This is a genomic window from Leifsonia sp. Root227 (assembly GCF_001428745.1).
In the GTDB taxonomy this organism is placed as follows: domain Bacteria; phylum Actinomycetota; class Actinomycetes; order Actinomycetales; family Microbacteriaceae; genus Leifsonia.
Window position 1 is genome coordinate 492,911 of record NZ_LMIO01000002.1, and the last position, 17,723, is coordinate 510,633.

Annotated in this window: 16 protein-coding genes and 1 tRNA gene; 12 read left to right on the forward strand and 5 right to left on the reverse strand. The window is 69.5% G+C overall.

The window, feature by feature from the left end:
* Positions 1-326 precede the first annotated feature (326 nt).
* From ASE16_RS07235 to ASE16_RS07245, 3 genes are read left to right on the forward strand one after another with little or no spacing between them, the layout of a single operon-like run.
* Positions 327-1,649, forward strand: a complete 1,323-nt coding sequence (locus ASE16_RS07235; protein ID WP_082581294.1) for a quaternary amine ABC transporter ATP-binding protein — start codon at positions 327-329, stop codon at positions 1,647-1,649.
* Positions 1,649-3,355, forward strand: a complete 1,707-nt coding sequence (locus tag ASE16_RS20315) for an ABC transporter permease/substrate binding protein (RefSeq protein ID WP_055892922.1) — start codon at positions 1,649-1,651, stop codon at positions 3,353-3,355. The genes ASE16_RS07235 and ASE16_RS20315 overlap by 1 nt, the downstream gene beginning before the upstream one ends.
* Positions 3,356-3,382: 27 nt before the next feature.
* On the forward strand, positions 3,383-4,291 hold the full coding sequence (locus tag ASE16_RS07245; RefSeq protein ID WP_055892925.1) for a hypothetical protein: 909 nt from the start codon (positions 3,383-3,385) through the stop codon (positions 4,289-4,291).
* A gap of 22 nt (positions 4,292-4,313) precedes the next feature.
* Here the strand turns inward: ASE16_RS07245 and ASE16_RS07250 are convergent, their stop codons facing one another.
* Positions 4,314-5,123, reverse strand: a complete 810-nt coding sequence (locus ASE16_RS07250; RefSeq protein ID WP_235500407.1) for a nuclease-related domain-containing protein — start codon at positions 5,121-5,123, stop codon at positions 4,314-4,316.
* Between the two features lie 64 nt (positions 5,124-5,187).
* Positions 5,188-5,457, reverse strand: coding sequence for a hypothetical protein (locus tag ASE16_RS19730; RefSeq protein ID WP_157480185.1), 270 nt, complete (start codon positions 5,455-5,457; stop codon positions 5,188-5,190).
* A 48-nt stretch (positions 5,458-5,505) separates the two neighbouring features.
* On the opposite strand from ASE16_RS19730, the gene ASE16_RS07260 reads away from it, so the two are divergent.
* Positions 5,506-5,769, forward strand: a complete 264-nt coding sequence (locus tag ASE16_RS07260) for a hypothetical protein (RefSeq protein ID WP_055892935.1) — start codon at positions 5,506-5,508, stop codon at positions 5,767-5,769.
* Positions 5,770-5,791: 22 nt separating this feature from the next.
* Here the strand turns inward: ASE16_RS07260 and ASE16_RS07265 are convergent, their stop codons facing one another.
* A complete protein-coding gene (locus ASE16_RS07265; RefSeq protein ID WP_055892938.1) occupies positions 5,792-7,183 on the reverse strand; it encodes a cryptochrome/photolyase family protein in 1,392 nt (463 codons plus the stop codon).
* A 6-nt stretch (positions 7,184-7,189) separates the two neighbouring features.
* Complete coding sequence (locus ASE16_RS07270; RefSeq protein ID WP_055892941.1) at positions 7,190-7,828, reverse strand: MBL fold metallo-hydrolase; 639 nt, start codon at positions 7,826-7,828, stop codon at positions 7,190-7,192.
* 92 nt (positions 7,829-7,920) lie between these two features.
* Between ASE16_RS07270 and ASE16_RS07275 the strand changes: the two genes are divergently transcribed.
* The 3 genes from ASE16_RS07275 to ASE16_RS07285 all read left to right on the forward strand — a co-directional run bounded on the left by ASE16_RS07275 (position 7,921) and on the right by ASE16_RS07285 (position 11,484).
* Positions 7,921-10,062 (forward strand): copper-translocating P-type ATPase, encoded by a 2,142-nt coding sequence (locus ASE16_RS07275; RefSeq protein ID WP_055894385.1) that lies wholly within the window; start codon positions 7,921-7,923, stop codon positions 10,060-10,062.
* 348 nt (positions 10,063-10,410) lie between these two features.
* Entirely contained in the window at positions 10,411-11,313 is a 903-nt protein-coding gene (locus ASE16_RS07280) for a YegS/Rv2252/BmrU family lipid kinase (RefSeq protein ID WP_055892946.1), read from the forward strand.
* 98 nt (positions 11,314-11,411) lie between these two features.
* A tRNA-Glu gene (locus tag ASE16_RS07285) sits at positions 11,412-11,484 on the forward strand.
* Between the two features lie 74 nt (positions 11,485-11,558).
* Here the strand turns inward: ASE16_RS07285 and ASE16_RS07290 are convergent.
* Positions 11,559-11,771 (reverse strand): KTSC domain-containing protein, encoded by a 213-nt coding sequence (locus ASE16_RS07290; protein ID WP_055892949.1) that lies wholly within the window; start codon positions 11,769-11,771, stop codon positions 11,559-11,561.
* 204 nt (positions 11,772-11,975) lie between these two features.
* Between ASE16_RS07290 and ASE16_RS07295 the strand changes: the two genes are divergently transcribed.
* Genes ASE16_RS07295 through ASE16_RS07315 form a run of 5 tightly spaced genes read left to right on the forward strand, consistent with a single transcriptional unit; the run spans position 11,976 to position 17,722 of the window.
* A complete protein-coding gene (locus tag ASE16_RS07295; RefSeq protein WP_157480187.1) occupies positions 11,976-13,082 on the forward strand; it encodes a TerC family protein in 1,107 nt (368 codons plus the stop codon).
* Positions 13,079-13,891: a PP2C family protein-serine/threonine phosphatase gene (locus ASE16_RS07300; RefSeq protein WP_055892956.1), complete on the forward strand. Its 813-nt coding sequence runs from the start codon at positions 13,079-13,081 to the stop codon at positions 13,889-13,891. The genes ASE16_RS07295 and ASE16_RS07300 overlap by 4 nt, the downstream gene beginning before the upstream one ends.
* Positions 13,892-13,902: 11 nt before the next feature.
* Positions 13,903-15,216 (forward strand): FHA domain-containing protein, encoded by a 1,314-nt coding sequence (locus tag ASE16_RS07305; protein ID WP_055892959.1) that lies wholly within the window; start codon positions 13,903-13,905, stop codon positions 15,214-15,216.
* Positions 15,213-16,937, forward strand: a complete 1,725-nt coding sequence (locus tag ASE16_RS07310; protein ID WP_055892961.1) for a serine/threonine protein kinase — start codon at positions 15,213-15,215, stop codon at positions 16,935-16,937. Before ASE16_RS07305 ends, ASE16_RS07310 begins: the two co-directional genes overlap by 4 nt.
* Complete coding sequence (locus ASE16_RS07315; protein ID WP_082581295.1) at positions 16,934-17,722, forward strand: hypothetical protein; 789 nt, start codon at positions 16,934-16,936, stop codon at positions 17,720-17,722. The genes ASE16_RS07310 and ASE16_RS07315 overlap by 4 nt, the downstream gene beginning before the upstream one ends.
* Position 17,723: the final 1 nt, after the last annotated feature.

The window sequence follows — 17,723 nt, forward strand, 5'->3', positions numbered from 1 at the left end:
CACAGTGAAATGCAGAATCTCGATTGGCTTTCTGTGCAAACACATTGATAGCGTCGAGTCGCCCCGTTCGCCGCCACGGCTGAACCGCGACCGGCTGAGACGGGGCCGCAACAACCCAGCCCGCGTTCCGGGAACAGGGGCCGCCGTGTACACCGGCCCCGCAGGTCGGAGCGTACGGTCGGGCGGTGTGGGCGTGCCCCGATGGCGCGTCGGCAGCCGGTGATTCGCGCGTCGCACGACCCGCTTGAGTCGCCCGCTGTTCACGCTGCCCACCCGGGCGCAACCAGGAGCACGCCGAGCAGTAGAGCGCGTGCCACGGAGATCACGTGAGCGAAATCGCCGCCGTCGAGGCGCGGAATCTGTACAAAGTGTTCGGACGCAAACCCGGCGACGTCGTCCGCCGGCTGAAGAGCGGGGCGACCCGCGACGACGTGACCGCCTCGGGCACGGCGGCGGTCATCGACGCGAGCTTCACGGTGAAGGCCGGGGAGATCTTCGTGGTCATGGGGCTGTCCGGCTCGGGCAAATCCACCCTCATCCGCCTGCTGAACGGCCTCCTCGAGCCGACCGCGGGCGACGTGGCCGTGATGGGCACCACCATCACCGGCCTGCCGTCCAAGAGGCTGCGGGATGTGCGCCAGAAGCACATCTCGATGGTGTTCCAGCACTTCGCCCTCCTCCCGCACCGCACCGTGCTCGACAACCTCGCATACGGTCTCGAAGTCCAGGGCGTGCCGATCGCCGAGCGGCGCGCGAAGGCGGAGACCGTCCTCGAGCTGGTCGGCCTGTCCGGCTGGGGCGACAAGCTGCCAGGCGAGCTCTCCGGCGGGATGCAGCAGCGCGTCGGCCTCGGTCGCGCCCTCGCCGCCGACACCGATGTGCTCCTGATGGACGAGGCGTTCTCGGCTCTCGACCCGCTCATCCGACGTGAGATGCAGGAGCAGTTGCTCGAACTGCAGAGCCAGCTCGGCAAGACCATCGTCTTCATCACCCACGACCTCAACGAGGCCATGTTCCTCGGCGACAGGATCGCCGTGATGCGCGACGGCCGCGTCGTGCAGATCGGGACGCCGGAGGAGATCCTCACCGACCCGGCCAACGACTACGTCGAGAGCTTCGTGCAGGACGTCGACCGCGCCCGCGTGCTTACCGCAGCGAGCGTGATGGAGCCGGTTCGCGCGCTCGTCACCGTCGCCGCAGGTCCGCGCGCCGCCGTGCGCACGATGCGCGACCTGCAGACCTCCGCTGCCTTCGTCGTCGGGCACGGGCGGCGTCTGCTCGGCGCCGTGCGCGACAGAGACGTGATGCGTCAGGTGCGCGACGGCCAGTCCGACCTGTCGACCGTGATCGACGACGGCATCGCCTCCGTCTCCCGCGACGAGGTGCTGAGCGAGCTGGTGGAGCTGTCCGTCGGCAGCGACCTTCCGCTCGCCGTCGTGGACGACAATCACCGTCTCCTCGGCGTGATTCCGCGCGTCACGCTCCTGGCCGCGCTCGGCAACGTGACGAGTGAGACCACGGAGATCCCGATCATCGTGGAGCCCCCGGCGACCATCCCGGCGGATGTCATGAACCAGACTCTCCTCGACACGGCTGAGGGAGCTGCTGCGCGAGACGGCGGAGAACCAGAGCTCGAGGAGGTGCGCTGATGGATGTCCGGCTTCCTCTCGGCGACTGGGCGACCAGCGTCGTCGACTTCGTCACCGAGTTCTTCGGCCCCGTGTTCGACGTGATCCGCACGGTGTTCACCGGCCTCTACGACGGCATGGACTGGGTGCTCCAGACCCCGCCGTTCTGGGGCATCATCCTGATCTTCGCCGTGCTCGGCGTCTGGCTGCGTGGCTGGGTGTTCGGGGCAGGCACTGTCGTCGGCCTCCTCGTCATCGCGGGCATCGACCAGTGGTCGAACGCGATGGACACGCTCGCCCTGGTGATCGTCGCCGCGGCCATCGCTGTCGCGCTGAGCGTCCCGCTCGGCATCCTCGCCGCCCGGTCGAAGACCGCGTCCGCCATCATCCGGCCCGTGCTCGACTTCATGCAGACGATGCCGGCGTTCGTGTATCTCATCCCCGCCCTCATCCTGTTCAGGGTGGGCGTCGTCCCCGGCATCGTCGCCACGATCATCTTCGCGATGGCGCCGGGCGTGCGGCTGACCGAGCTCGGCATCCGCGGGGTCGACAGCGAGATCGTCGAGGCGGGGCGGGCGTTCGGATCGTCGCCGCGGCGCATCCTTCGCCAGATCCAGCTGCCGCTGGCCATGCCGTCGATCCTCGCCGGGGTGAACCAGGTGATCATGCTGTCGCTCTCGATGGTGGTCATCGCCGGGATGGTCGGTGCGGGCGGTCTCGGCCGCGACATCGTCCAGGCGCTCAGCAGGGTGGATGTGGGACTCGGCTTCGAGGCCGGGCTCTCCGTCGTCATCATCGCGATCATCCTCGACCGGCTCACCGCGTCGGTCGGCGCCGCCCGCACGCGGATGCCGAAGCGGGCGCTGGCCGCGCTCGGCGCCGCTGCGCTCGTCGCCGTCGCAGGCACCAGCATCGCGGCCGTCTCGCAGGCCGACTCGTCCAAGGGCGAGATCAAGGTCGCTGTCTTCAACGGCTGGCCGGAGGGCGAGGCGGCGTCCTACCTCTGGAAGCACGTGCTGGAGGAGAAGGGCTACAGCGTGAAGTTCGAGTACGCAGACGCAGGGCCGGCCTTCGCGGGCCTCAGCACGGGCGACTACGACGTGGCGTTCGACGGCTGGTTGCCGACGACGCACGAGGCGTACCTGAAGAAGTACGGCGATTCGCTGGTGGATCTCGGCGCCTGGAACGACGAGGCCAAACTCACCATCGCGGTGAACAAGGACGCCCCGATCGACTCGCTCGATCAGCTTGCGGCACACGCCGACGAGTTCGGCAACCGTCTGGTCGGCATCGAGCCTGGCGCAGGCCTCACCGAGGCGACGCAGAACAAGGTCATCCCGGAGTACGGGCTCGGGAAGCTCGACTTCATGACGTCGTCGACGCCGGCCATGCTTGCGGAGCTGACCAGTGCGATGAAGAGCAAGGACAATATCGCCGTCACGCTGTGGCGCCCGCACTGGGCGTACGACCAGTTCGATCTGAAGGACCTCAAGGACCCGAAGAACACGCTCGGAACGGCGGAGTCCATCCACTCGATCGCCAGCGCGGACTTCGAGAAGAAGTTCCCAGAGGCGGCAGCCTGGGTGAAGTCGTTCCGCCTCGACTCGAAGCTCCTGTACTCGCTGGAGAACGACATGTTCAACGGCGAGAAGACGAGCAACTACGACCCGATCGTGACGAAGTGGATGAACGAGCACCAGGACTACGTGGCCTCGCTCACGAAGTAGGGGCGACCTGTCTCGTACCCTGGACGGATGAGCTTCCCTCTCGCCCATCCCGTGGACACCACCAGCATCGACGCGGACACCATCGTCACCTATCCGGACGGCGACGTCACCTCGACCGGCACCGTGCTCATCGCACAGCCGGTCGAGGGCGGCCGCACGGCGATCGTGCTCGACCGGACAGCGTTCCACGCTGTCGACCCGGTCTGGCCGGACCAGCCGGCCGACCAGGGGACGCTTTCGGTGGACGGGGTCGTGCATCCCGTGGCCGGAGCGGTGGTGGGAGCGATCGACGGCGAGAGCCTGTTCGTCGGGGATGCGCCTGTGCGCACGGGCACGGAGGGCTGGGCGTTCGTCGTCTGCCACCTGGTGGAGGACGCGGCAGGGCTGGAGCCGGGAACGCCCGTCACGGTGACAGTGGACCCTGCGGTGCGCCGCGCGCTCTCGGCAGGGCACACCGGCTGCCACCTGGCGTCGCTCGCGCTCAACGGCGCTCTCGCGTCGCTGTGGAGCAAAGAGGTCGCGGTGGACGGGCGGGGCAACCCCAACTTCGACCAGCTCGCGATCACCGAGTCGCGCATCCTGCCGGACGGATCGCTCGACACCTACCGGATCGGCAAGAGCCTGCGGAAGAAGGGCTTCCAGGCCGTGGAGCTCGCCGAAGCGCTGGCAGGTATGGAGACGGCGGCGAACGCGCAGCTCGCGGAGTGGCTGTCCACCGGGGCCGCGGTGTCGATCGTCCGCGACGGCGACGGCCTGGGGGAGCGGCGCACCTGGCGCTGCGCCCTGCCGGACGGCACGGTCGAGATCCCGTGCGGGGGAACGCACCTGCGCTCCCTGGCCGAGCTGCAGTCGGTCGTGGTGTCGCTGACGCTGGAGGAGGCGGACGGCGCGCTCGAACTGCGGATGCGCACAGAGGCGACTCCGGTGGTGCCGTAGTCGGTGCGGCGCCGCTGCGGGCTCAGTGCCCGAGCAGGCCGCCTGGCAGGAAAGGCAGGCTCACCGCGAGCGCGCTCAGCGCGATCGCGACCAGCCAGCCCAGTCGCACGACGCGGGCAGAGCGGTCCTCGCGGGCGATGGCGTCGAAGCGTTCGACCGTGTCGGCGCTGGTCAGGTCGCGGCGCTCGGGCGGCGGGCTCTGCTGGGTGCTCCGCCAGGTGGCCGGGTCGTCCACGACGCGCACGATCGCGGCGACGGTCGCCGCGTCGATCACCGAGGGACGCCTGGTGAGCCAGCGGTTCAGACCGTCAGCGCTCAGGACGGCCACGCGGGCCGGCTGCTGACGCACGGTCAGCTTCTTCGCACCGACGACGGCGACGACCGCGTTCACCGGAGCGACCAGGCCGGCCGTCGCGAGCACCTTCCTGATCCGCGACGCCTCGAACTCCGAGTTGCGCAGGTACGGCTTCTTCGCGCCGTTCACCAGGACAGCTCGTTCGCCCACCCACACCTCGGCGCCGGAGTGGTTCTTCGTGCTGACGGCGAACACGCCGCCTGGACCGACGACGAGGTGGTCGATGTCCGCGTCGCCGGAGCCGACGGGGAGCGCGTGGAACGCCGTCCAGCCGTCGGGGAGCCTGTCGAGCGTGGCGCCGACCTCGCGCTCGCCGAGTGCGCCGGCGAACCACGGCCGGGCGTCCGGCGTCACCGGTCGCACGCCGAACGCGCGGGCGACGGCCGAGCGAGGAGGAACGTCGTCGTGCAACCGGACGACCTGCTCCATCACCGCGTACCCGGCGACCCTGTCGCGCATCCGTTGGCTGTTCTCCACCGCGCAACCGTACCGAGTGGATGCGCGACCATCCAGGCCCCCAACCAGGGCGCGATCCGCGGGCCTACCCCTTGGTGAGGGGCAGGTCGTCGTCGCCTGGCAGACGCTCCTCGAGGGACGCGTTACGCTCGGCGACGGTGTCGAGGCGTTCCTCGTCGTCGGCGCCGAGGCCGGTGACGGCGTCGGTCAGCTCGTCGGCGTCGCGCGGCTGGGCGTCGCTGGGCTGGGCGTCGCTGGGCTTGCCGTCGCTGGGCTTGGCGTCGCTGGGCTGAGAGGCGCTGTGCTGTCCGGCGTCGCGCGGCGGCCTGGGCTTCGGCGTGTTCTGATCGCTCATGCCGCGCACTCTACGCTCCCGTCGGATGCCGGGACTACACTGCCGCCCATGAGCCGAATCGAAACCGGAATCGTGTCGTACACCCTCTCCGGCGACTACTACGCCGGCGTCGGAGCCGACTTCGACACCGAGGCCGTCGACGACGCGATCCTCGCCGAGCTGAACAGGATGCTCCCCTCCGGCATCGTCGTGGAGCGCAGCGGCAAGGTCTTCGCCGACGAGGACAGAGCCGATGAGGCACGCAAGATCGACTGGAACGCGCTGCTCAAGCGCATCGACGTGGACCAGATCCTCGCCGAGCACGGCCGCTGACCCTGGGCGCGGCTGACGCCGGTCAGGGCGTCTTCCGTCCCTTCACGGCGTCGTAGGCGGCCAGCGCAGCCCTCCGCGTCTCCGCGAGGTCGACGATGGGCTCCTGGTACGCCTCCGTCTGCCACTCCGGCACCCAGCGGCGGATGTAGTCGCCGTGCCTGTCGAACTTCTCGCGCTGCAGCTCGGGGTTGAAGACGCGGAAGTACGGTGCGGCATCCGCCCCACTACCAGCGACCCACTGCCAGTTGAACGGGTTGCTCGCCGGGTCGGCATCCACCAGCGTGTCCCAGAACCACTGCTCTCCGAGCCGCCAGTCGATCAGCAGGTTCTTGATCAGGAACGACGCGACGACCATGCGCACCCTGTTGTGCATCGTCCCCGTGCGCCAGAGTTCGCGCATCCCCGCATCCACCAGCGGGACGCCCGTGCTGCCCTGCTGCCAGGCGCGCAGCGCGGCGGGGTGCAGGCGCGGCCAGGGAAAGGCGTCGAACTCGCTGCGGATGTTCTCCGTGGCCAGTGCGGGACGCTGGAAGAGCGTGTGGTACGCGAACTCGCGCCAGCCGAGCTCGGAGAGGAACGTCGCAGCGCCCTCCGCATTGCTGCGGTCCCTGGCCGCCGCCGTCGCGTGCCAGACCTGGTGCGGGCTGAGCTCACCCCAGCGCAGGCGAGGGGATAGTCGCGATGTCGCGTCGATGCCGGGGGTGTCCCTGTCCGCCGTGTATGCGGCGACGTCCTCGGCGAGGAAACGGTCGAGGGCCTCGTGCGCCGGATCCTCGCCGGGCTGCCAGGCCTCCCGGAGGCCATCGGTCCAGTCGGGATGCGTCGGCAGCAGCCCGAGGTCGGAGACGCCGAGTCCGGGATGCGGTGGGGCTCCGGCGATGGAGGCCGGCGCATCCAGTGGCCTGCGCGGTGCGGGAGCGGCGAGGCAGGCGCGCCAGAACGGCGTGAAGACCGAGAACGGAGTGCCGGAGCCGGTGCGGATCGTCCACGGCTCGAACAGGAGGTTCGCGCCGAAGCTCGATGCCTCCCTGCCGTCCGCCCGCGCGGCGGACTTCACCGCTTCGTCGACCGTGCGCTCGGCGAGCCCGTAGCGCCGGTTCCAGAACACCGCCGCAGCGTCCGTCTCGCGCAGCAGGTCGCCGATCACGCGCTCTGCGGGGCCGCGCAGGATGGTGAGGAAGCCGCCGAGCGCATCCAGTGCCGTCGAGAGCGACACGAGGCTGTGGTGCAGCCACCACCGGGATGCGCCGCCGAGCGCCCGCACGCCGGGAGACTCCTCGTCGAGCACGTACACGCAGAGCACGGGCATCCCGCTGTCTGCCGCCGCCGTCAGCGCCGGGTTGTCCGCGACCCTGAGGTCGCCGCGGAACCAGACGACGGCAGGGCGGTCCGCCTGCTCTGCGTGTGTGCTCACCTGGGCCTAGATGTCGAGCGTGTCGTTCGGTTCCAGCGCGAAAAACTCGCCGCCGTTCTGCTCCGTCGCCCACTTGATGCGGCCGTTGGACATGTCCTTGCCACCGCGGGAGAGCACCATCTCGTGCGTGGGGAAGCTGCGCTTGGGCTTGACGGCGAGCACGAAGTCGATGGTCTCGCCGATCTTCAGCCACGGCGCGCCCGCCGGGGTGGCCAGCACATCCACGTCGATGCCCTCGGGGACGGTGAACGAGTCGCCGGGGTAGTAGAGCTCGTCGTTGATCAGCACGCCGAGGTTGTCCACCACCGGGATGCTCTCGTGGATGACCGCGTGGCGGCCGCCGAAGAAGCGGAGGGTGAACGGAGCGGCCTCGACGGTGTCCCCGGCGTGGACGACGGTGACGTTGAAGTCGGTGGCGGCGGCCGCGACGCCCTCCGGGGCGAAGATCTGCACGTCGGGGTTGAGGTCCAGGATGCGGTTCAGCTGCTCCGGGGTCCAGTGATCGGCGTGCTCGTGCGTGATGACCACGGCGACGGTGTTGGCGGTGTCGGTGAGGGGGGAGGTCAGGCTTCCCGGGTCGACGAACAGCTTCTTTCCCGATTCTTCGAGGAGCAGGGCGGCGTGTTCGAACTTCGTCAGTCTCATGACATCAGGAAATACCCAAAAGGGTGCCGGTGCAACTTGGCTGAGAAAGGGTTGAGGAATATACCCCCTGGGGGTACGGTTCTGGTGTGGAGATGAACGAGACGACGAGAAACCAGACGCACGAGTCCAGCCACGACCACGCTGCGGTGGACCAGGGGGCGCACGAACACGCAGGGCACGATCACTCCGGACATGCCACCGACGAACACGCGGCGCATGATCACTCCGGCCACGACCATTCCGCGCACGATCACTCCGGCCACGCCGGTCACGACCCCGCCATCTTTCGGCGCAAGTTCTGGTTGACGCTGGCGCTGACCATCCCGACCCTGGTGTTCTCGCACGGCCTGCAGGACATCCTGGGCCTCGGCGGTCCCCGGTTCCCCGGCAGCCAGTTCATCCCCGCCGTGTTCGGCATCGCGATCTTCTTCTACGGCGGCCTGGTGTTCCTCCGCGGCGCCGTCGACGAGCTCCGCAGCCGTCAGCCGGGGATGATGACGCTCATCTCCCTCGCGATCGTCGTCGCGTTCGGATACAGCCTGGCCGTCACGTTCGGGCTGCCCGGCATGGACTTCTGGTGGGAGCTCGCCACCCTCATCCTGATCATGCTGCTCGGCCACTGGATCGAGATGTCGGCGGTGATGGGTGCCCACGATGCGCTCGGCGAGCTGGCCAAGCTGCTGCCGGACGAGGCGGAGCGGGTGGGGACGGACGCGGCGGGCGCATCCACCGCCGAGCTCGTACCGGTCAGCGCGCTCGCGGTCGGCGACCTGGTGCGTGTGCGTCCTGGCGCGGCAGTGCCCGTGGACGGGGAGATCGTCGACGGCCGCTCCGACCTCGACGAGTCGCTGCTCACCGGCGAGTCCAAGCCGGTCACCCGCGGCGCGGGGGAGCAGGTGGTCGCCGGCTCCATCTCCGGCAGCGGCTCGCTCGTGGTCAGGGTGACGAAGACGGGCGGCGACACGGCGCTCGCCGGGATCATGCGGCTCGTCTCCGACGCGCAGGCCAGCAAGTCCGGAACGCAGATCCTCGCCGATCGCGCGGCCGCGCTCCTGTTCTACGTCGCGCTCGCCGCCGCATCCCTCACCCTCGTCGTGTGGGTGATCCTGCGGCCGGGGGATCCGTCGTTCGTGCTCGAACGCGTGGTGACCGTGCTTGTGATCGCCTGCCCGCACGCCCTCGGCCTCGCCATCCCGCTCGTCGCCCAGATCTCCACGGCCATCGGCGCGAAGAACGGGCTGCTGATCCGCGACAGGCACGCAATGGAGGACGCCCGCCTCATCGACGTCGTCCTCTTCGACAAGACCGGCACCCTCACCGAGGGTCGCCAGGGCGTCGCCGCCGTCACCGCCACCGACGGGGATGCGGATGCGCTGCTCGCGCTCGCCGCCTCCGTCGAGGAGCCTGCCGAGCATCCCATCGCCAGGGCGATCGTCGCCGAGGCCGCGGACCGCGGACTCTCCGTCGCAGCCGCTGCGGACTTCGAGGCGCTCGGCGGACGCGGAGCGATGGCGCGCGTCGGAGGCGCCGTCGTGACGGTGGGCGCGCCGCGCCTGCTCGCCGAACGGAGTCTCGCGCCGAGCGCGGACGTTTCTCGCGCTGCCGCGGCCGCTGAGGCCGAGGGGCAGACCGTCGTCTACGTGCTGAGCGGCGACCAGGTGGCGGGCATGATCGCGCTGGCCGACGTGGTGCGCCCAGAGTCGGAGGAGGCCGTGCGCGTCCTGCACAGCAGAGGCGTGCGCGTCGCGATGCTGACAGGAGACTCGCGGGCCGTCGGTGAGGCCGTCGCCGCGAAACTCGGGATCGACGAGGTGTTCGCCGAGGTGCTGCCCGGTGACAAGGCAGGCACGGTGTCGCACCTGCAGCAAGGCGGCGCGCGGGTGGCGATGGTCGGCGACGGCGTCAACGACGCTCCGGCGCTCGCGCAGGCGGACGTCGGCATCGCGATCGGAGCAGGCACGGATGTGGCGATCGAGTCGGCGGGCATCGTGCTCGCTTCCAGCGATCCCCGCGGCGTCGCCAAGGTGATCACGCTGTCGCGGGCCACGTACCGCAAGATGCTGCAGAACCTCGCCTGGGCGGCCGGCTACAACGTGATCGCGCTGCCGCTCGCGGCCGGGGTGGCGACGGGCATCGGCATCGTCGTCTCCCCGGCGTTCGGCGCCGTGCTGATGAGCGTGTCGACGATCGTGGTCGCGCTGAACGCGCAGCTCCTGCGGCGCGTGCGGCTGTAGCCGCGCTGCGTGCTGGCGCAGCCGCGTCGCCGGCGGCCGCGCCGCTGAGCCCGCGTGCGTGGTCTCCGTCCGGACGGAGACCACGCCACGGCACCCGTCATTTTCTCCTTCTGAACGGAGTTCGCAAGAAAACGCTCCGATTCCTCCTGCGCAACGGTCACCGTGATCCTGACGCCGCTTCTCTTCCGAACGGAGTTCGCCATCGTTGGATGTGTGCGCTCCGTTCGGACGGAGTTTCGAGCGGCGTGTCGAGCGCCGTCTCCGTTCGGACGGAACTCGCTAGGCGGACAGGGCGGCGCAACGGGGCCGCGCGGAAGGTGCGCGGAAGTTCGGCCATAATCGTGCACTATGGCCGCATCCCCCCGAACCGTCGTCGTCGCGGTGAACCCGATGGCGTCGTTCGGCAAGAGGAGGGACGTTGGGCCGCGTGCGATCGAGCGGCTTCGCGCGGCCGGGCACACGGTGGTCGCCCTCGATGAGGCGAACATCGAGCTGCTGCGGCGCGAGGCGAAGGCGGCCGTCGCCGCCGGTGTCGACGCGCTCGTGGTGGTCGGCGGCGACGGCATGGTGAACCTCGGCGTCAACATCGTCGCGCAGACGGACATCCCGCTCGGCATCGTGCCGAGCGGAACGGGCAACGACATGGCGGACGGTCTCGGCATCCCTGTCGCGGACACCGAGGCGGCCATCGACGCGCTGCTCGCCGCGCTGCAGCGCCCGCCACGCAGGATCGACGCAGGGGTGGTCACGCACGGCGGCCTGAACACCTGGTTCGGCTGCGTTCTCTCCGCAGGCTTCGATGCGACCGTCAACGAGCGCGCCAACCTGATGACCAGACCGCGCGGACGCAGCCGGTACGTGTTCGCCCTGCTGCGCGAACTCGCGACCCTCCGCCCCATCCCGTATCGCGTCGTGGCCGACGGCGTCCCGGTCGAGCGGGAGGCTTTACTGATCGCCGTCGCCAACAACCGGTCCATCGGGGGCGGGATGCGCGTGGTCCCGCACGCCAGCCTCGACGACGGGATGCTCGACCTCTTCATCGTGAAGGAGATGCCGAAGTGGCGCTTCCTGCGGATGTTCCCCAAAGTATTCTCCGGAACGCATACTGACCTTGCCGAGGTCTCGTTCGAGCCGGTTCGTACTGTCACCATCGACGCTCCGGGCGTCGTTGCGTACGCGGACGGGGAGCGCATCGGTCCTCTGCCGGTCGAGGTGTCCGTCGCTCCTGGCGCGCTGCTCGTGCTTGCCTGACCAGCTCGGCCGCGGGATGGGATGCGCCACGCCCGGGATGCACCGCCCGTTTTGGAACAGCGGCGAAGGGTGTGGCATACTCATTGAGTTGCAAAAACGGCCCCATCGTTTAGCGGCCTAGGACGTCGCCCTCTCACGGCGGTAACGCGGGTTCAAATCCCGCTGGGGTCACAACAGCCCGGATGTCAGTGTTTCACTGACATCCGGGCTTTTTCAGTTGATTCTTCGCTGGGCGATTCCGTCGCTCACGACACCTTCTCCACGGGGTACCGGTCCCGGATCGCTTCGCCGAAATACCGCCCTGCGCTCTCCGCCTCCCACAAACCGCGCCACACCCGCTCCGGCACGATCCAGTACCGGTATACGTCCCCGCTGACGAACTCCAGCTCCAGGATGCGCGCCGCCGGGTCGTACCCGGCCGACGCGAGCACACTGCTGGTCAGAGTCCGCCGCTTCATAGCGTGCACAGTAGACCGCGCGGGTCTGCGCATCCGGTAGACTGTCCGGAGCGAAGGGGAGTATCCCGGACGACCCACGACGGGTCGGCGCTGTGGACGTCATCACGGTTCGAGTCTTCGAGCCCGGGCACAGCGGCACCCGAACAGTGGGTGCGGGAGAGACTTTCGGACCCGTTTCTGGTGCCCTTCGAAAGGTTTTCCCCCGTGGAGCTTGCTCTTCCCCCGTGGTTCGAAATCGGATCAATGGTCGTTCTGCTGCTGATCCTGGCGTTCGACCTGCTGATCGTGTTCAAACGACCGCACATCCCGAGCCCGAAGGAGTCGACGCTCTGGGTGTCGTTCTACGTGGCGCTCGCCCTGCTGTTCGCCCTCGCGATGCTCCTGATCGGGGACGCGGAGCACGCGGGGCAGTTCGTCGCAGGCTGGCTGACCGAGTACAGCCTGAGCATCGACAACCTGTTCGTCTTCGTCATCATCATGGCGAGGTTCGCCGTGCCGAGGAAGTATCAGCAGGAAGTGCTGATGGTGGGCATCATCATCGCGCTCGTCCTGCGCGGCATCTTCATCATCCTGGGCGCATCGCTGATCGCGTCGTTCAGCTGGATCTTCTACATCTTCGGTGCGTTCCTGCTCTGGACGGCCATCCACCAGGCGCTCAGCAAGCACGACGACGAGGAGGGCACGAAGGACAGCTGGTTCGTGCGGTTCACCCGCAGGCACCTGAAGGTCTCCGACCAGTACGAGGGCAACAAGCTGCGCACCACGGTGAACGGCACCAGGATGTTCACCCCGCTGCTCATCGTCTTCCTCGCGCTGGGCACCACCGACCTGCTGTTCGCGCTCGACTCGATCCCCGCGATCTTCGGCATCACGCAGAGCCCGTTCATCGTGTTCGCCGCCAACGTGTTCGCCCTGATGGGGCTGCGGCAGCTCTACTTCCTGCTCGGCCACCTGCTCGACAAGCTCGAATACCTCAAGTACGGCATCGCGTTCATCCTCGCCTTCATCGGCGTCAAGTTGGTGTTCCACGCCATGCACGAGAACGAGCTGCCGTTCATCAACGGCGGCCAGCACATCGAGTGGGCGCCCGATATCAGCACCATGACGTCGCTCGGCGTGATCGTGGGGTCCATGGCAGTCGCTACGATTGCAAGTCTGGTGAAGCTGAAGCTCAGCGGCACCTCTGTCGCCGCTGCCATTCACGGTGACGGTGAAGACGACGCGGACGCCACGGACGGCGCGAACGGATCCACGGACTCCGGGCGCGCACCGGCAACGACCGCGAAGACGCAGGAGGAAACCGGTACATGACGTCAATCGTCGGCGTGAGCGTTCGCAGCGATGTCGGTGCGGTACGGCACGTCAACGAGGACAGCATGATCGCGGCGGACCCGGTGTTCGCCGTCGCAGACGGGATGGGCGGGCACGCCAGAGGGGATGCGGCCAGCCAGACGGCGGTCGAGTCCATCGCCCGCACCCTTCCTGCCGGCTCCAGGCCGACCCCCGACGAGGTCATCGCAGCGATCGACGAGGCGAACGCCGCTGTGCGCGCCCTGTCGGGTGCAGACGAGTCGGGCGTCGCGGTGGCGGGCACCACGCTCACCGGCGTCGTGCGCGTGCGCGTGCCGGAGGTCGCGGAAGAGCAGTGGATGGTCGTGAACGTCGGCGACTCCCGCGTATACCTCTGGGACGGCAGGGCGCTCAGCCGCCTGAGCGTCGACCACTCCGCCGTGCAGGAGCTGGTGGACGCCGGCCTCATCACCGAGGCGCAGGCGGCCGTGCATCCGGAGCGGAACGTCATCACGCGGGCGCTCGGCGCGGAGGACTTCGTCGACACGGACTCGTTGCTGCTGCGCGAGGAGGGGCGCCAGACGTTCCTGATCTGCTCGGACGGGCTCACCAAGGAGCTCGGCGACGAGGCCATCGCGCGCATCCTCGCGGACGGCGGACCGGACGTCGCCGACCGGCTGGTGAGCGCCGCCATCGCGGCAGGCGGGCGCGACAACGTCACCGTGATCGTGGTTGAATCGACGGCGGGGGATGCGGAACCGGCTTCCGATGTCACGAAAGACAGGCCGGAAGACAGCCGCTCTCTCGAAGACACGCAGCCGAGAGGGTAGGTTTCACCGACGTGTTCGACGTGCAGCAGACGACAACCGGGGACTGGGCGGTGGTCGCGGCGGGAACGCGCGCACTCGTCGTCGAAGCGCAGGACGCGTCAGCCCTTCGTGCGCTGGCGTCGGCTGTCGCCTCCGGGTTCGCTGCGACGCTGGAAGCGCTCGCGGCGGACGGGTTCGCCAGGACGCCGTCCTTCGGCCTGATAGACGGAGGGGCGGGGCGCGCGATGGTCGCCGTCCGCGGCCCCGTCGTCGCGACCGTGCGGACGGCAGCGGGGGAGCGCCGCATCGACGCAGAGGGCGTCTCCACCTGGGTGGAGCAGCAGGTGGCGGAGGCGACCGCGGTCGCGCTCGCCGTCGAGCCGGCGGATGCGGCGGATGCGCGTCGCCCCGCGCTGCCGCTGGCCGACGGGATCGTGTGGGGCACGGCGGTGAGCTGGGCCGGCACCGTCGCTTCGGCAGCACCGGCCGTCGTGCAGGAGCAGAAGCGTGCGCCGATCACCGCGCCGGTGGCACTGGAGGTGCAGGCGGACGAGCCGCAGCAGGACGAGCCGCAGCCCGCTCAGCCGGAGCCCGCGCAGCCGGACCCGGTGCATCCAGAGCGGGTGAATGTGGTCGCAGACGAGACGCGCATCCCGGACACCACCGTGAGCGAGGCGACCATCGCCCAGCCGGCCGACACGGACGCTGGCACAGATCCCGACGCGGACGGCGACGCGACCGGCTACGACCACCTGTTCGGCGCCACCATGGTGCGCAGTGTCGAGGACGCGGCCGTGCGCCAGGCGGACGAGGCAGAGCCCGCCCGCATCGACCTGCCGAGGTTCATCACCGACTCCGCCCCCGCGCGTCCGAGTGCCGAGGCCGGAGACCACGACGGGCTCACCATCATGTCCGGGAGCCTCGGCGGCCTCCTCGGCGGCCGCCAGAGCGAGCAGGAGCATGAGCGTGACAACGAGCACGAGCAGCTGCCCGTCGCGCCTTCCCCTCGGTTCTTCGTCGATCTCGCAGACGGAAGGCGCGAGTACCTGGAGCCGCCGATCGTCGTCGGCCGTGCCCCCGTCGCCTCCACCACCGCGCGCGGCCCGGCGCCGCGTCCGGTCACCGTGGACAGCGCCGAGCGCGACATCTCGCGATCGCACACGACGATCGCGGTCGAGGGCGACACTGTGGTCGTCACCGACCTGCACTCCCGCAACGGCACGATGATCGTGCTGCCAGGCAAGCAGCCGCAGAAGCTCCGCAGCGGCGAGCCGACCGCCGTCATCGCAGGGACGGTCGTCGATCTGGGCAGCGGCGTCACGCTCACGGTCGGTGAGGACGCATGAGGCGTCTCGCCTCGCAGCCGCCCGCCCTGCCGGGGTTCCATTTCATCCGGCTGCTCGGCTCCGGCGGGTTCTCCGACGTGTTCCTCTACGAGCAGGAGCTGCCGAAGCGCAGCGTCGCCGTGAAGGTGCTGCTCACCGACAGCGTCGACGACGCCGCCCGCGCCCGGTTCGTGGCGGAGGCGAACGTGATGGCCAGGCTGTCCGCGCACCCGTACATCGTCACGATCCACCACGCAGACGTGTCCGCCGACGACCGGCCGTACCTGGTGATGGAGTACTGCTCCGGCCCGTCGCTCGGCGATCGGTTCAAGCGCGAGCGCTTCACCGTGGAGGACGCCCTGCGCATCGGCGTGCGGCTGTCGAGCGCCATCGCGACCGCGCACAGCGTCGGCATCCTGCACAGGGACATCAAGCCGGCGAACGTGCTCACCACCGACTTCGGCTGGCCGGCGCTCACCGACTTCGGCATCGCCTCCGCCCTCGAGGAACTGCCCGTGCACACGGCATCGCTCGGCTCGCTGCGCGGAGGGGACGCGGACACCGGCACGAGCGGCAGCCGCTCCGTCGGGCTCAGCGTGCCGTGGTCGCCCGCCGAGATGTTCGACGACGACCCCCAGCCGGATGTGCGCAGCGACGTGTTCTCGCTCGCCGCGACCATCCACACCATCCTCGCCGGGCGCACGCCGTTCGAGGTGCCAGGCAGGGCGAACGGCACCCTCGATCTCATCGGCAGGATCGAGCGAGGGATGATCACGCCGATCGACAGAGACGACCTCCCTCCGTCTCTCGTCGCCGTGCTGCGCAAGGGCATGGCGACCAGGCGCGACGACCGCTTCGCGACGGCGGTCGACTTCGCCAGGGCACTGCAGAGGGTGGAGCTGGAGCTCGGTTTCGCGCCGACCAGCATCGACGTGTCGAACCTGCGGACGCTGGACGAGTCGCCGCCGTCGCCGTCCGGAGAAGACGAGACGCGCGCCCGCTCCGTGCAGTCGGTGGATGCGCAGGGTCTCTCCGCGCAGAAGCCGCAGAAGCCGCAGACGACGCCGACGACGCCGCAGAAGGAGTCGCCCGCCGCGCACGACAGCACGGAGACGCGCCCCGGCCTCGTCGAGGTGCCGGCCGACCTGCTCGCCGGGCCGACCGTGGTGCGCGGCGCTGTCCCGACCGTGCATCCAGAGCCGGAGCGGGATGCCGCTCCCGTCGAGAACACGATGCTGCGTCCCCGCACGGATGCGCGCACGAAGCAGGAGCCGGAGCAGGATCAGGAGCGGAAGCCGGACGCTGCGTCCGCATCCCGTCCCCGCGCATCCCGGCCACGCTGGCTGCTGCCGGTGATCGCCGCCGCTGCCGTGCTCGTGGTCGCCGGCGGTGTGCTCGCCGCCGTGCTCCTGCCACAGACCGCACCCGCTGCGTCGCCGACGCAGCGGCCAGGAAGCGATCAGGACGGGACGGTCGCGGTCACCGTCGTGCCGCCGCCGACGCTGGTCTCCGCCACCCGCAACGCGCAGGGCACGACGGCGACCATCGTCTGGAAGACGGCGAAGCCGCAGAAGGGCGACCAGTACCAGTGGGTGCGGGAGGGAACGACCGACGTGCCGGAGGTGACCGCGCAGCCGAAGGCGGAGCTGACCGGCCTCACCGCCGGCGTTCCTGTCTGCATCGACGTCGCCACCGTGCGCTCCGGCAGGACGTCGGAGCCGTTGAAAGCGTGCTCGAAATGAAACCGTTGACCATCGACTACTGCGGCGAGCTCTACACGGTGACGGACCCCGTCGAGTTCGGCATCGGCCGCGAGGCCGACCTCAGCATCGACGACAACCCGTACCTGCACCGCCGCTTCCTCACCATCAGCAGCGACTTCGGGATGTGGTGGCTCTCCAACGTCGGAACCCTCCTGACCGCGACCGTGAGCGACTCCACCGGCACCGTGCAGGCGTGGCTGGCCCCCGGCGCCAAGCTGCCGATCGTGTTCCAGACCATGCACGTCATGTTCAGCGCCGGCGCGACCACGTACGACTTCACGATCAGCAGCGAGGACGACTTCTTCAACACGGCGGTCACCGTCAACGACGCAGGAGGCTCGACGACGATCCTGCCGGTGACGCTCACCACCAGCCAGCGGCAGCTCATCGTCGCGCTCTCCGAGGGCGTGCTGACGCAGGCGGTGCCAGGCCGGGGCACCATCCCGACGTCGGCGGAGGCCGCGGCGAGGCTCGGCTGGAGCATGACGACGTTCAACCGCAAGCTCGACAACGTCTGCGACAAGCTCGACAAGCTCGGCGTCGCCGGGCTCCGCGGCGGCAAGGGCAAGCTCGCCACCAACCGGAGGGCGCGGCTCGTCGAGTACGCGGTCACGACCAGGCTCGTCGGCCTGGACGACCTGGCGCTGCTCGACGCGGACACGGCCGGAGCATCCGCTGCGGAGACGGGCGCTGCGGAGACGGGCGCAGCGGATGCAGACGAAGCGGGGGCGGCGAAGGCGTCGTCGGCTCGGGAGGATGGGTAGA